The 15,269-nt window shown below is 37.1% G+C and carries 9 protein-coding genes; 1 reads left to right on the top strand and 8 read right to left on the bottom strand.

The annotated features are described in order from the left end of the window. Positions 1-135: 135 nt before the first annotated feature. From F902_RS15175 to F902_RS15210, 8 genes are all read right to left on the bottom strand, one after another. Positions 136-5,145: a DEAD/DEAH box helicase gene (locus F902_RS15175; RefSeq protein WP_005204747.1), complete on the bottom strand. Its 5,010-nt coding sequence runs from the start codon at positions 5,143-5,145 to the stop codon at positions 136-138. A gap of 256 nt (positions 5,146-5,401) precedes the next feature. Next, positions 5,402-5,581, bottom strand: a complete 180-nt coding sequence (locus F902_RS15180) for a hypothetical protein (RefSeq protein WP_005204749.1) — start codon at positions 5,579-5,581, stop codon at positions 5,402-5,404. Between the two features lie 258 nt (positions 5,582-5,839). Beyond that, the gene (locus F902_RS15185) at positions 5,840-6,619 is read right to left on the bottom strand and encodes a hypothetical protein (RefSeq protein ID WP_005204751.1); all 780 of its coding nucleotides are present in this window, start codon (positions 6,617-6,619) and stop codon (positions 5,840-5,842) included. 1 nt (position 6,620) lies between these two features. Beyond that, positions 6,621-7,007 (bottom strand): type I restriction enzyme endonuclease domain-containing protein, encoded by a 387-nt coding sequence (locus tag F902_RS15190; RefSeq protein WP_005204752.1) that lies wholly within the window; start codon positions 7,005-7,007, stop codon positions 6,621-6,623. 323 nt (positions 7,008-7,330) lie between these two features. After that, positions 7,331-8,329 carry an adenosine deaminase gene (locus F902_RS15195; RefSeq protein WP_005204754.1) on the bottom strand — a complete coding sequence of 333 codons (999 nt, stop codon included), beginning with the start codon at positions 8,327-8,329 and terminating at the stop codon, positions 7,331-7,333. Positions 8,330-8,454: 125 nt separating this feature from the next. Continuing rightward, the gene (locus F902_RS15200; RefSeq protein WP_004805960.1) at positions 8,455-9,774 is read right to left on the bottom strand and encodes an NCS2 family permease; all 1,320 of its coding nucleotides are present in this window, start codon (positions 9,772-9,774) and stop codon (positions 8,455-8,457) included. 325 nt (positions 9,775-10,099) lie between these two features. After that, positions 10,100-10,285 carry a hypothetical protein gene (locus tag F902_RS15205; RefSeq protein ID WP_004805957.1) on the bottom strand — a complete coding sequence of 62 codons (186 nt, stop codon included), beginning with the start codon at positions 10,283-10,285 and terminating at the stop codon, positions 10,100-10,102. Between the two features lie 317 nt (positions 10,286-10,602). Beyond that, positions 10,603-12,813 carry a TonB-dependent receptor gene (locus F902_RS15210; protein WP_005204757.1) on the bottom strand — a complete coding sequence of 737 codons (2,211 nt, stop codon included), beginning with the start codon at positions 12,811-12,813 and terminating at the stop codon, positions 10,603-10,605. A 284-nt stretch (positions 12,814-13,097) separates the two neighbouring features. On the opposite strand from F902_RS15210, the gene F902_RS15215 reads away from it, so the two are divergent. Next, complete coding sequence (locus F902_RS15215) at positions 13,098-15,170, top strand: TonB-dependent receptor plug domain-containing protein (RefSeq protein ID WP_005204759.1); 2,073 nt, start codon at positions 13,098-13,100, stop codon at positions 15,168-15,170. Positions 15,171-15,269 lie beyond the last annotated feature (99 nt).

A 15,269-nucleotide genomic window follows, 5' to 3' on the forward strand; every position in this document is an offset into this window, starting at 1 on the left:
ATAGTAGGGTTTTAACCGACCATTTAGATATTTGAAATATATAAGAGTATTTGTATATCAGCAACATACAATAAACAATCAACTGTAATAAATAGTAAAAAAGCCATTTAGATAAATCTAAATGGCTTTATATTTCTAAATATCCAACTTCGGTAAACTTCTCACAATTTTCATTGTTTCCAAGCTGACTGTAATCACACGCAAGAACAAATCCAATGGGTATCTAGCATCACCCATAGTTTCAATTGCCCAATCATTTGCATCGTTTACAATACCACTGTCTTTGTGTGTAGAAACACCTTGACGCTCCATAACCCATTCGAGTGCTGACTTACCATTAACCACATAGTCATACGCCTCTACAGGGATTCCACGAATAGTGATCGCATTGTTATAAACCACTGTATCTTTTTGGTCTTTTTTCGGGAATTTCATTTTAGTCACATAGAAGTCTTTATCTTCTAAATGCTTCAATGATTTATTACCCAAGTCCAATTTGGCTTTGTACGGCTCAACAGTTTCGTAGTTTAAATGCCAATGTGCTAAGTCACGCCCCGCTTTAGAAAACGCCCAAAAATCTTCGGCTTTGTTCACACAAGGGATACGAGGTAATTCTTTAGTAAGATTGTCAGCATAACGACTACGATAATCTTCACTGTGCAATAAACCATACACATAGTAGAAAATATCTTCCTTGCTAATCGTTTCAGTCGGGTAAGCATCTGTGAAATGCTTTAAGCCTGCATCACTAATTGCATCTTTACGATTATATTGACCATCTGAGTTTTGAGCATCGGCTTGGCTAAACAAGTCAGAATCATTAGCTTTTACGGTGTTTTCTTCATAAAGGTAGAGTGGGAAGCATTGACCTTTTTCGATTGTATCTAAGCTTAAGATATTATTGCTGATTATCGTTGAAAATCCTGATCTAGCTCCAATTCCTGAAAGTTGAATTATTAAATTATTCGCATCTGCTGTTGGAAAAATTTGAGGCATCTGTAAAACCATTTCATTTAATCTACGATTAAAATACATCCATGATTTGATAAATGGTCTATATGTAGCACTATAAATCGACTTTCTTTCAAAAGATAATCTTTTATCTTTTTTAAGGTCATTTTTTAAAGCTCTAGTCCAACTAATTTTTGTTGAATCAATATTGATTAACTCACCTACATCCTTATTAGGATTAGCTTTTAGTAGTGGTTGGATACGATTGTTTTCAGCATTATAAAATTCAATTAATTTATGAACATTAGCTTCTAATTTTTGTTGTGAATATTGATAAACCCAAGCATCACGATTGGTTGCTACACCCAGTGAAAAATTATTAAACAAACTAATTGCTGTTTTAACTTTCTTATTTCCAATTTCAATAAATTCATTAAAACTATCATCACGTTGGTTTACCCAATCATTATGTGTATCAGGTGTAATGGTCACCCAACCATCAATCGTTGAGATACCATTGATACTAACTAGGTCGGAAATTTTTTCTAATTTTTCATTCCGTGTGAGATCATTACCTATGCTGTGATAATAGATTTGACCTTGCAGCTTAGAATTTGGATTCTTTACAAGAATTGAAATAGCTATACCAGCCATACTTCCACTACCAAAAACATTTTGCCCTTCCTGAGCAAGCCCTTTACTGAGCATATTTTTTCTAATATCACCCTTCAAATTAAATATATGTAGAGAAGAAAACTCATTCATTAGACTTTTTCTAAAACCATCCATAGCTGATTTTTCAATAAATCCACCATTGGTTACAAATCCGATTACACCACGGTCTTTAATACGATCACTTGCCCATCTGAATGCTCGAATATACGAATCATATAAACCTTTGGATAAAGTTGCTTTTGAATATTTTGCGTAAGTTTCTTCGATACGATTATCTAGGAAAGGATATTTTACATTGGCATTATCATCATTTGCGCTGGATTGCCCAATTGAATATGGTGGATTTCCAATTATCACCCGAATATCCAATTCTTTTTGGCGTTTACGTCTTGCACTGTTATCTACCAAAACCTTACTGACTAAATCCTCTTTTTCGTACATTTCAAAGGTGTCGGTTAAGCAAATCCCTTCGAATGGTGCATATTCAAGATCGGGATTAACTGTTTTCATCTGATCGTGATATACGGTTTCAATGTTGATTGAAGCAATGTAATACGCCAATAAAACAATCTCATTGGCATGAATTTCATTCTTATACTTATACGTTAAACGATCAGCAGGGATTAAACCTGATTGAAGCAAACGGTTGATAAACGTACCTGTACCCGTAAATGGATCAAGTACATGTACATTGTCATCAGCAAAGGTTTTACCAAACTCACTTTTGAGTACGTCATTCACACTATGAATAATAAAATCTACGACTTCAACAGGGGTATAAACAATCCCTAGTTTTTCAGTCATGCGTGGGAAAGCATTTTTAAAGAATGAATCGTATAGCGTTAAAATAATGCTTTGCTTACCTTCGGCAGTATTAATGCCTTCTGCTCGCATACGGACTGATTCATAGAAGGAATTAAGAGTATCCGCTTCTTTCTCTAAGTGATGCTCATTAAGGGCATCAAGTACCTTTTGCATTGCAAAGCTCATTGGGTTGTGTTCAGCAAAGCTATGGTCTTTAAAGAGTGCATCAAATACAGGTTTAGTAATTAAATGCTGTGCCAACATTTCAATGATTTCAGCATCAGATACGCTGTTATTCAAATCATCTCGTAATTCATGAGCAAATTCATTAAATGCTGCAATTTCATTTGTATTAGCAGGATTCTCAAGAATGGCTTGAATACGGTCAATATGTGTTTTGGCAATTTTTGCGACATCACTTGCCCAATCTTCCCAATGATGGCGATTACCGCATTTTTTTACGATCTTGGCATATAAAGCACGTTCAATCTCGCCGACTTCAAATACCATTTCCTCTTGAACTGGTATTGGAGTTGCGGCTGTTCCAATAGACGAACCGCCTCTGGCTTGTGCTGTACCCCTTCGTTTTTTACCTTCACTTAAACCTGTTGTGTTTGTTTCACCTTCATCACCTTTGGGTTTGGCTTTTTTAGCCTTTTTAACAACCTTATCAGCAACCGCAATGACTTCCATACGAGATACATCTTTGCCATTAAACTCAAGTTTGTTAATCATGGCATCAAAGCGGTCATCATGCGCTCGTAGGGCATTTAATACTTGCCACACTACACGATAGGCTTCGTTATTATTTAATGCTTGTTCAGGCTCTACACCCGCAGGGATAACGACAGGTAAAATTACATAGCCCAACTCTTTGTTTGGAGCTTTACGCATGACACGACCCACAGACTGAACGACATCTACCTGAGAGTTACGAGGTGTAAGGAAAAGCACTGCATCAAGTGATGGAACATCAACACCTTCTGATAAACAGCGTACATTTGATAAAATACGGCATGTGTTTTCAGGTGCTTGTTCTTTTAACCAAGTGATTTTTTCTTTCTTTTCTGTTGCATTCATTCCACCATCAACATGTTTTACTTGGCAGTTCAATTTCAATGATAGGTCAATGTATGGGTCTTCTTCTGTTCTGTACAAATGATCCATTTCTGCTTGTTGGTAGGCTTCAACAACAGCACTAAACATTTCAGTAATTTGTTTTGAACTTACCTTATGTTTTTTACCTTTGTATTCTTTTTCAATGACCTGACAGAAAGCAACTGCACGTTCCATTGGCTTTGCAACTGTACCATCTGGATTATATAAACCTTGTTTAGCTAGTGCTTTCCAACAGCCAACAATTTTTGCAGCATCATCAACTTTTAGAGAGTTATTTTCAGCTTTTAATAAGCTCTGTAATTGACGATTAATATGACTTTCTTCAACAGCAAGTACAATTACCTTGTAGTCACATAAAATGTCCATTTTTACTGCTTGTGAGAATGTGATGACATATAAATCATCACCATACAGTGATTTATCATCCATAGAGCAAAGGGTCACACCCTCTGTTTCTTTAGCGGTATCTCCATAAATACGAGGTGTAGCGGTCATGTATAGACGCTTCTTACCTTGTACATAGCTATTATCGTGAATCCGCACAAACTTGGATTCATCATCTCCCTCAAAAGTTGCACCTGTGGTACGGTGTGCTTCATCACAAATAATTAAATCAAATTCAGGGAATCCTGCTTTTTGAGCTTCTGCAATGACATCAATGGAATGATAGGTTGAGAACACAACATTCATGTCCTCATTGGCTTCATTCGGTTTAAATAAATCTCTTGCCTTAAATGCCTTAACTAAACTTTGGGGGTTGGTTGTAGCAGGGAATTTTAAGTCACTAATCCCAACTACAATATTGTCATCATCTTTTTTCTTACCAACATCACTATCAGAACACACTGCAAAGCTACGAATACCAATCATGGTATCCTGTGTCCATTCATCAAGTGTTTGGCTCAACAACGCAAGGCTTGGCACAAGGAATAAGACATTTTTACCACGGCCCGCTAATTCTTCTGCAATACGCAAAGAAGTAAAAGTCTTACCCGTACCACATGCCATAATGAGCTTGCCACGATCAGCCGCCGCTAAGCCGTGTTTAACAGCTTGAAGTGCAGGACGTTGATGTTTGCGTAATTGTTTTTTGTCACGAAAAATAGGCTTCACATTTGGATCAAAATCAAACTGTGTCCAGTCAATTAAGCTGCCTTCCAAATCTAATAAGGAAATAGTCGCAACAGGGGGATGTGCATCTAATAAAGATGATTTTGCGTTATCAGTCCAATCATCCGTTGAAGCCACGATATAACGATATGAAAAATAGGATTTACCAGAGCCACCTAAAAAGCTATCAATATCTTTCTTCTGAATTTTTGTAGTGTTGTAATTTTTACACTGGATTGGATGAAATTCGCCATCCATCGTTACCGCAACTAGGTCAATACCATAGTCTCGTTTATCCGTAATATTTAATTTTTCACCGTACTTTTCCACCCAATCTGCATAAGACAAAACTTCTGTGTAAAGTTCAGCATATTTAGGCTCATTCAAAAAATATTGAACCATCAAATTTTCAAATGAAGTGCCTTTATCTCTATTTGTAAGTGTAATTTTTTCGATAGATTGAAGTAAATTAGTTAAAGCTGACATTCTGAATAAGCTCCAAAAATTTTAAGTGTTTTTTACACTAAAATTTAAAAAATATATTGATGTGAAATTTAACATATTTATAAAAAAGGCATTAGGAAATATAAGGTTTTTGAATTTTTTTACTAATAAAAATAAGAACAGTATGTGAAAAAGAAGAATTATTAAATACACATATTATCTAGGCTTTAGACTGTACATTTTACCGCCTGAGCCATGTATAAGATTACATCATGGGCAGTAACGACAAAAGTTGATGTCATTTGTAGGCAAGCTTTTTAAGTTCAACTAGATGCTTACTTATTACACGATTAGCGGCATGCATCATTACACGCATTGAAGCTTCATCATCTCCAGATTGCATTGGCATAACCTGACTCATCGAAGGAGGACGAGGCTTGCGATTTTCAGTCATAAAGTCTTTAAGACGTTTAACCATGCTGCATCTCACAGAGTTTCTTAACAATAGAATTAAATTCTAATACACATAATCTCTTTATTGAAATCACATTTTCACTCGAACTGAGTCAACAAAATGTAGCACTGTGGTCAAGCCACTAGTGGCGGTGTGACAGTCCATGTTAGTGGGCTGCAAGCTATTTTTGCATGGAAATAAATGTGGTTAGCACTTCCAATAGGCTTATAAAATGGATAACCATTGAAAATATTTATATATTTAGGGTGTAAATAAATATTTTTAAATAAAATTTTTTATTTTTTCTCGCAAAAATTTTCTTCGATACCTTAAACTTTCAAACAATGCATACTGATCAGCTATTGTTACATTTCCAATGTTTTCATCAAAGATTGTGGCTGACTCTAATGCCCAATCTGGGATTCCATTAATACGTTCAATCATTTCTCCAACAAAAAGAGGACTAAGTAACTTTTGAAAGGGATGAATACTAGGATATTCAGTATTTTTTAATGCTTCAAATGATGCATCTATGGTGCTTTTACAAGCAAGTAGCGATGAACCTTGATCTAAAGCAAAAATCAAACCTCGTCCATCTTTCTGCAATTCAGCTTTAAAGTTTAATGGTCTATCCTGATTCCCAATCCAATAATCAAAAACTGCTATGTAAGAAATTTGCTTTGGATAAAATTTTATTAATTTAAGTAATTCTGGAAGGTGATCAATATCTGCCATTATACCTTTTTTTAATTTATTGGGTTGTTCATAACTCCTATTATCTAGTGAAGTAAAATCATAAATCTTTCGATCCTCTTCATAAGCCATCAAAGCAACAAAATTGATGGTATCTTGGGTTGAATTATGTTTTGCAGGAACGCCTAAAGCAACAGGTATCCCTAAAATATTTGCTAATCTATTTGCTACAATTTCGGAATATACTTGTGCCTGAGCGATCTCATGATCACTTTTGATCAATACTGATAATGAACCTTGTCTGGAATCAGTCGTACTTGATGGATTAGGTTCAAAAACTTCTAATATTTTATAATTCAATAAAGACATTTTAAAAAAGCCTTGATTGCCAACTATTGGTAAACACATCCGCTAAGTTTATAATTTGATCAATAATAAAATTATTTTCACTGACAGGGTAATGATAGTTTTTTAAAATAATTTGTACCATTAAAATGATTCTTGCCTTATATGTCTGATTATTTTGCCAATCAGGAATTATAGATTTTTTTAGCTTGTCTGTTAGTTCTACTGCCATAGAAATCAATACACGTTCATCTATGTCATGTTCTAGCATAGGATTACTTTTCAACAATTGGTAGAATGTATATTCATCATGAAACAATTCACGTTTAGTAATCTTATCATCAACCAAATATTCTAATGCTGTTAGCTCATCAAGTTCTGGTAAGATTTGACCATCATTTTTTCTGTTCATCAACTTTGATAAGATTCACTAAATTGATACAAGCATATCAAATCTAGTCTAAAAATAGAGTAAAAATTTACACTAAAATTAATAGGTATTCGAGTTCGGCATCAGTAGAACTTATCCACTCATTCCAATAGCAAAGAACAATATGATTGGATACAAACTATTAATCCCAACTTATGTTAAGGATTTACAGATTACTCTTATAATAGCGAATAATGATCTGAGTACTTCAATATGAATAAATCTTTAGGTATGAATGAACTATTCTCAAGAAGAAAAGCAATAGTTCACCTTTCCTTAAGTAATAGTTCACCTATCCTGTTAATTTAGATCTTTTTCACTTCTGCAATCCACTTTTGCTTTTCTTCATCCGAAATGAATGAAGCTTCAAAAGAGTTGATTGCCAGTTGCTTTAATTCATCATTGCTTAAATCCAAAGCTTGCTGAATCGCCACAAAGTTATCATTCATATAACCACCGAAATATGAAGGATCATCTGAGTTCACAGTAACATGTACGCCCTGCTGCAATAAACGGCGGATGTTGTGCTCACCCATGTCTTTTACAACACAAAGCTTTAAGTTACTTAAAGGACAAACTGTTAAAGGCATTTTCTCAGCGATTAAACGCGCCATTAAGCGCTCATCTTCTTCAGAACGCACACCATGATCAATACGGTTTACTTTTAACAAGTCTAAAGCTTCCCAAATATATTCTGGTGGGCCTTCTTCACCCGCATGTGCCACGATCAAGAAACCAGCTTCACGGGCTTTAGCAAATACACGCTCAAATTTTGCTGGAGGATGTCCAACTTCGCTTGAGTCTAAACCGATCGCAATAATGTCATCTTTGAATGGCAATGCTTGCTCAAGCGTTTCAAATGCTTTTTCTTCACTTAAATGACGCAAGAAACACATGATCAACTGAGAACTAATTCCTAGCTTTGCTTGTGCATCTGTACAGGCACGTTTTAAGCCAGCCAACACAGTTGCAAATTCAACCCCACGTTCAGTATGCGTTTGTGGGTCGAAGAACATTTCGGTATGTACCACACGATCTTCAGCACATTTCTCGAAATATGCCCAAGCAAGATCATAAAAATCTTGTTCAAGCACCAGCACATTTGCGCCCGCATAATAAATATCTAAGAAAGATTGAAGATTATGGAAGTTATACGCTTGCTTCACTTCTTCAACCGACTGATAGGGAATCTGAATCTGATTACGCTGTGCAATTGCAAACATCAGTTCTGGTTCAAAAGTCCCTTCAATATGCACATGCAATTCGGCTTTGGGTAAAGCACGAATCAGCTCGATTTGATTCATATTAACTCCACGTCTAAAGAAAAAAGGGTGTTATCGAAATAACGCCCTTTTAGGCTCTCTTCACAGAAAGAGCTGTTATTCAAACAGCTCACAAAGAGAATGATAAAATAATAATAACGATTTGCTTAGCCGCCAAATGCAACAAATTTAAACACCCACAGTGCCGCAATAATCCAAACCATATAAGGAACTGTCTTTGCTTTTCCTGTCAGTAGTTTCACCAATGCATAGCTGATAAAGCCCATCGCGATACCATCTGCAATTGAATAGGTAAATGGCATAAATACGATGGTTAAAAAGGCAGGAACAGCTTCAGTAATATCATCCCAATCGATATGTGTGATCCCTTGGATCATCAACACACCAATAAATAACAATGCGGGTGCTGTTGCAAAACCTGGAACTGATTGAGCCAATGGTGCCAAGAACAAGCAACCAATAAATAGGAATGCAACAACGACTGCGGTTAAACCCGTACGTCCACCTGCCGCAACACCTGAAGCTGATTCAATATAAGGTGTAGTTGACGATGTACCTAAAGCAGCACCCGCTACGATTGCAGTTGAATCTGCAAATAATGCCTTCTTCAAACGTGGTAATTTACCATCTTGAAGCAGGCCTGCGCGATGTGACACACCAACTAAGGTACCTGTACTGTCAAATAAATCGACAATAAAGAAGACGAAAATCACCCCAACCATACTGGCGGTAAATAGACCTTCGAAGTCCATTTGCATAAAGGTAGGTGCTAGAGAAGGAACTTGACCGACAACACCCTTGAACTCATTCAAGCCCATTGCAGTTGCAATCGCAGTCACAACCAGAATACTAAGAATGATCGCACCACGTACTTTAAACTGATGCAAAACTACAATCATTAAAAAACCAAATAAGGCCAATAAGACTGTTGGCTGTTTGATATCGCCTAGACCAACCAAGGTCGCTGGATTATCAACAATAATGCCTGCATTTTTCAGTGCAATTAAAGCAAGGAATAAACCAATACCACCACCAATTGCAAATTTCAGAGACATTGGAATTGCATTGACAATTGCTTCACGAATTTTAAAGAAGCTAATTGCAAGGAAAACCAACCCTGACACAAAAACTGCAGCTAAAGCAGTTTGCCAAGGCACGCCCATGCCTAAACAAACAGAATAGGTAAAATAAGCATTTAAGCCCATTCCAGGTGCAAGTGCGATTGGATAGTTCGCAATAATCCCCATGACCAAACACCCAATTGCCGCAGCCAAACAGGTTGCAACAAACACAGCACCATGATCCATGCCAGTTTCAGAAAGAATGAGTGGGTTTACAATGATGATGTAACACATCGTCAAGAATGTAGTTACACCTGCTAGAACTTCCGTTCTAAAGTTGGTTTTGTTTTCGCTCAGCTTAAATAAGCGTTCTAACAAACCAGCCGAAGCATTAGGCGTTGTCATAACATAGCACCTGTTGAAATCTAAGATCGTAGAATATGAAATCTATACGTTTGTGTTTGCAATCTTTTTTGAATGTACACAAAAAGGTATACAAGGCTAAAAGCAATCTATATGCCAGCTTTGCGCTTGTTACACAGAAGATATGTATAAATTCGATTCCGATATCAAAACGTAAAAAGCCGCATATCAACATGCAGCTTTTTATTTAATGGTAAATATTTTAACAGATTCTACTCAAAACTTGAGTATCACAATACAAAAAAAGCGTATTTCACGCTCAAACTCAGACGATTGAATCAGCAATGCTCTTTATTGGCACATAAAACTACTGATTACGCTGATAAGAGGACAAATGCGTATGTTGGTTATGCTGTATCGTATTCAAGCTGTTTTCGGCATCTTGAACAATTTTCATTAGCTCTTGGCGTTTCTTGGTTTGGGCATCAACATAGGTGACATAACCCAAAATAAATACAGAAAAAGCCAAAGCGATCGCAATCTTAATCTTCATTATTATTATCTCTATTATAAAGTTTTCTTTAATGCTAACAAAAAAGACTGAAAAGGAGAACAAAAACGCATATTAAAATCACAAATGATAACCACGTCACAATTATACAGTTATTCTAATAAGTTTTTTGCTTAATTTTCACTCAATCAAATATTAGAATATTCCAGTTTTTTTAGCAATGACATTTTATATAATTCAATAAGATAGATATAAACTATATCTTTATAACAGAAAAAACTGTTCATTTTCAGCAGCTAAAAACAAGAAAGCACTTTTGTCTAGACAAAAGTGCTTAAAGTCACATTAACGTGTTTAGATTAGAACTGGTAGTTCAAACGCACCAAGAAGTTGCGTGGTGTACCTGGCATAGACGGATCTCTCCAGTATTCCTTATCCGTAATATTGTTCACAGCAACAGTTGCTCCCCAACGCTCATCTTTATAACCAATAGCGGCATCTAAACGAGTCCAACCTTCAATTTTTGCTGTGTTCGCATCATTTGTATAGAAAGATCCAACATATGTTGCACCAAGCTCTCCATAAACTTTTTCAGTTGGTAAATAGCGAACAAATAAATTACCAGTATTCTCAGATACCCTCGCCAACTGGTTGTCTTTCAAACGAGATGCTTCTGGAACATTACTACGAACATCCTTTGTCCATTTAGCATCCGTATAACCATAGCCACCACGAACAAATAGATTATCCATTACACGACCAATAAAACTAAGTTCTAACCCTTTTGAGCGTTGCTGCTGACCGACTTCCCAATTTTCAGGAAAATTAGTCGCGTCTGGTCGATAACGAATATTGTTTTTTGTAATGTCATAAATAGAGAATTGAGTATTTAATCGGTCATTTAACCAATCACTTTTGACCCCAATTTCATACTGTTCATTGTATTGAGGTTCAGCATCGTAAACACTTGGATTTAGAGTTGGATCAATACTGATCATTCCGCGACCACCATACGGTGCAAAACTCTTACTATAAGAAGCGTAAAAACTTTGACTCTCTACAGGTTGCCACACAAATCCCATATTTGGACTAAATGTTTCACCATCATATGACTGTTTCTTATCAGTCATCATGTTGTGCGTTTTAAACTCAAATTGATCATAGCGAGCTCCAAGCATCATTTTAATTGTTGGAGTTAAACTCACTAAGTCTTGAATAAAAATAGCTCTATTTTCTGCATTATGTTGACTATAAGACGTCATAGGTGTCCGGCCTGTCGTCTGACTAAATAACGGAGATGCATAATTATCATTAGGATTATATGGGTTAATATATCCGTAATATTTACCTGCATATTCTCCACTAGAATAGTTGCCTAGTTTTGGATCACGGTCTTCATGCGTCCAATCACTCCCCACCATGATGTTATGTTCAAATGACCCCGTTTTGAATTTACCAGTAATATCAAAAGTATTCATTACAGTTTTATTCATAGTTTCTTGCCAAGCATAGCTTTGACGAAGGTAGCCATTCCAATCACATTTCGCAGGCTTACTTTCTAAAGTCAAATTATTATCGCAATAGGTTCCACCAAAGAAATTATCAAAGTTTTGATACGCTTGACGATAACTCGCAGCCCAATGGAACTTCCAATCTGGTGCAAATTCATATTTCACATCAGTACGAATTGTTTGTAATTCATCCTCAATAAAATCTGAACTACGCGCAAAGGCATTTTTAATAGAAACACCCTTTGGTAAGTTTTCATATGACGGACCACGATCAGGTGTGCGATCTAATTTGTCATAAGTATATTGAGTTGTCCAAAGTAACTTCTCATCATCACTACGATAGGTCACACTTGGAGAAATCATTTCAATTTGTGAACCAATACCTGAACGAAAGCTATTGGTATCAGCTTTTTCGCCAGTTAGACGAATAGCCCAATTATCTGTAAGAACCTGATTAAAATCTAAGGTGCCGCCGATATTTTCATATGAACCAGCATAGACTCCAACTGAACTTTTAGAATCAAAATTGGCAAACTTGGTCACCATATTAATCACACCACCACCAGCACCACGCCCATAAAGTACAGAAGCGGGTCCTTTTAAAATCTCGATACGTTCTACATTGGCAGTACTACGACGTAATTGCCCACTCTCACGAACACCATCACGATAGATATCACCTTCATCAACTTTAAAACCACGCAAGCTGATACCATCGCCACGCGTATCGTAATTTGTAGATACGCCTGGTGTTCCCTGTAGCATGACGCTTAGGTCATTTGCACCATAGATTTTGTATTTTTGCACATCTATCGTATCGATAGTCTGTGGAATATCTTTTTTCTTAAGACCATTTCGGGTCACACTTGCCTGATCATAATCGATATAACTTTTGATCGGATCAAGCTCGCTCATTGCTTCGATCTTAATGGTCGGCATCACTGCTGTTGGTGTTGGAGCCTCATTGGCAAAAGCATACTGTGCTTGCAACAGCATCATGCTTAACAAGCTAAATTTGAAAATAGGCTTGTGATGCATATTTAAGGGTAAAGAACGCATAAAATTTCTCAAAAAAACTCAGACAAAAATTAAAAAAATATTAAAAACAAAAAAAACGCTACAATTTTAATAAAAATCATTCTCATTTTCATCATTTTTTGCATTAATTTTTAACTAAACAGGCCATTTATTATTCATTTAAAATTTATGCTTCATTTTCACCTTCAAAGACAATTCTGAAAATAATTTTTAAATCTTTGAGTTCTTAGGAATAAATTCCATTTTTCTACACAATTTTACATTAGGCTACACAGAAAATAATTTGATCGTTTTTGGGGTCTAGAATGAAATATGCTGTTTATTGTGGAAAACTCAGTGTGCTTAGCTCAGCTTTACTCAGTATAAGTGCATCAATTTATGCTGCCGAACCCCAAAGTGAGACTCCCGCTTCCACGGTATCTGAATCAAGTACTCAGGTTCTACCTACCCTTTCATTCAAAGCTTCAGCAGAACCTCAAAAAGCCAAAGATGATGATATTAGTGCTGTACCTAAAACCATCATTACTCAAGAAGAAATGCTGCAATATGGCGACCAGTCGGTTATGGATGCTTTACGACGCGCTGCTGGTTTTCAGATCCCTGCTTTTGGTCAAGGGCCACGCGGTGGTGGTGGCGCTTCGGGCATGCGTTTCCGTGGTGGCGGCGCACCCACATTTTTGGTCAATGGCGAGCCCGTGCAAGGTGGCCCACGTGGTGGTATGTCAGTTATTGATACCATTACACCTGAAATGATTGAACGTATTGAAGTGGTCAAACAACCCAGCGTTGCCCAAGCTTCTGTTGCATCCTCAGCGGTTATTAATATTATTTTAAAAGAACCTCTGGATACCCGCTTAAATGGCTCAGTGAAGCTCGGCTATGGCTTACGCGATAGCGGTGAACAACAATCTGAACGCAAGCAAATCAATATTCAAGCAGACGGTCGTGAAAACCAGTGGTCATATAGCGTTTCAGCCAATCAGATGTGGATGGACAACACGTCAATCACTAAAACTGAAACAGCAACGGGAACACGCGAACAACTTCGTACTACCAACCGTACCATGCAGATGTTCTCCCCACGTTTGCAATACGATCTGGATGATCAGCAAAAGTTGATTGCAGAATTGTTCTACCGAAATATCAAAATGGATGGTTATTCATCTAATCAAACTCAAGATGACAAGAACGATAGTATTCGCTTAAACACCCGTTATGAACGTAAAGACAAAGATCTAAGTGATAAAATCCGCTTGTCTGTCGAACGTCAGACAGAAACACAGCTCACCCGCTCGCCACAAAATACAATTTATACCGATGAAACAGTAAATGAATATGGGCTTGCCTATGATGGCGTTCGTAAATTAGATAAAGACCGTCAAATTAAATTTGGTTTTGATACTCGCAGTAATGAACTCGATAGCAATGTCAGCAAAAGTCTGGATGAGCAACGTTATGCTGTTTATGGTGAGGGTAGCTGGCGTTTTACAGACCGCCAAACAGTGACTTTAGGTGCGCGTCAGGAATGGCTGAATCGTTCAGGCTTGGTTGATTATCAAGATCAACATTTAAGTCCAGTTTTGGCTTATCGTTTTGATCTCACTGAGCAATGGTCAATTCAAACTAACTTGAGCCAAGCTTTTAAGAGTCCTAATACCGATCGGCTGATTCCGAATGTGACTGTCTCTACAGATAGTGATGCAGGTAGCTTAAATAATCCTGATCGTGGCGGCAATCCAAACCTAAAACCAGAAAAAATCCGTGCAGCTGAATCCACCCTCGCCTATGATTCAGCGAGTGGTGGTGTGAGTGTCACGGCCTATCATCGTGAAATTAAAGATTACATCGAGAAAGTCATCGCACTTGAAGGCACACGTTATGTGGAACGCCCACAAAACCAAGATCAAGCGACCACTTATGGTGTTGAGTTGTCTGGACGCTATGCACTCAAACAAACCGAAGCTGGACATGCGTTTATGCTCAATGGGCAAGTGTCAACAGTTCGTGCCAAAATCGAAGATGGGCAACACCGTGAACGCTTAGCCAGTGATGTTGCACCTTATAATACTAGTGCGGGCTTATCCTATAGCTATAAACCATGGCAACTCTCAACCAGCGTGAACGTCAGTTACACGCCTGAATTTACCCGCGCCTTAGATGGTCAACCCTATGATCGCACCACCAATGAACGTTTTAGTTTAGATTTGAGCGCAACCAAACGCTTTAGTCATGGCTGGGCAGCGAGTCTTAACCTGAATAACGTCTTGAGTACCCATTATAAGGAACGCCTCACCAACCAAACAGATGGCAGCTTATATCAGGCGAGAACCAATGAAAGCATTCCATCATTACAGTTCAGTCTTGAGAAAAAATTCTAATTTTCTTGCGCTTTAAAATGATTGAAGTACCGAAAGTCAGCTTAGCTCAAGCTGACTTTTTTAATTTCAAAACAAATATTAAAACTAAATGATGACAAT

The organism is Acinetobacter higginsii (assembly GCF_000369525.1).
GTDB classification, from domain to species: domain Bacteria; phylum Pseudomonadota; class Gammaproteobacteria; order Pseudomonadales; family Moraxellaceae; genus Acinetobacter; species Acinetobacter higginsii.

Excerpts from the sequence above, each read along its gene's own strand:
- F902_RS15175 (WP_005204747.1), bottom strand. The coding sequence starts at position 5,145 with ATGTCAGCTTTAACTAATTTACTTCAATCTATCGAAAAAATTACACTT.
- F902_RS15210 (WP_005204757.1), bottom strand. The coding sequence starts at position 12,813 with ATGCGTTCTTTACCCTTAAATATGCATCACAAGCCTATTTTCAAATTT.
- F902_RS15215 (WP_005204759.1), top strand. The coding sequence starts at position 13,098 with ATGAAATATGCTGTTTATTGTGGAAAACTCAGTGTGCTTAGCTCAGCT.
- F902_RS15200 (WP_004805960.1), bottom strand. The coding sequence starts at position 9,774 with ATGACAACGCCTAATGCTTCGGCTGGTTTGTTAGAACGCTTATTTAAG.
- F902_RS15185 (WP_005204751.1), bottom strand. The coding sequence starts at position 6,619 with ATGTCTTTATTGAATTATAAAATATTAGAAGTTTTTGAACCTAATCCA.
- F902_RS15195 (WP_005204754.1), bottom strand. The coding sequence starts at position 8,329 with ATGAATCAAATCGAGCTGATTCGTGCTTTACCCAAAGCCGAATTGCAT.
- F902_RS15180 (WP_005204749.1), bottom strand. The coding sequence starts at position 5,581 with ATGGTTAAACGTCTTAAAGACTTTATGACTGAAAATCGCAAGCCTCGT.
- F902_RS15205 (WP_004805957.1), bottom strand. The coding sequence starts at position 10,285 with ATGAAGATTAAGATTGCGATCGCTTTGGCTTTTTCTGTATTTATTTTG.
- F902_RS15190 (WP_005204752.1), bottom strand. The coding sequence starts at position 7,007 with ATGAACAGAAAAAATGATGGTCAAATCTTACCAGAACTTGATGAGCTA.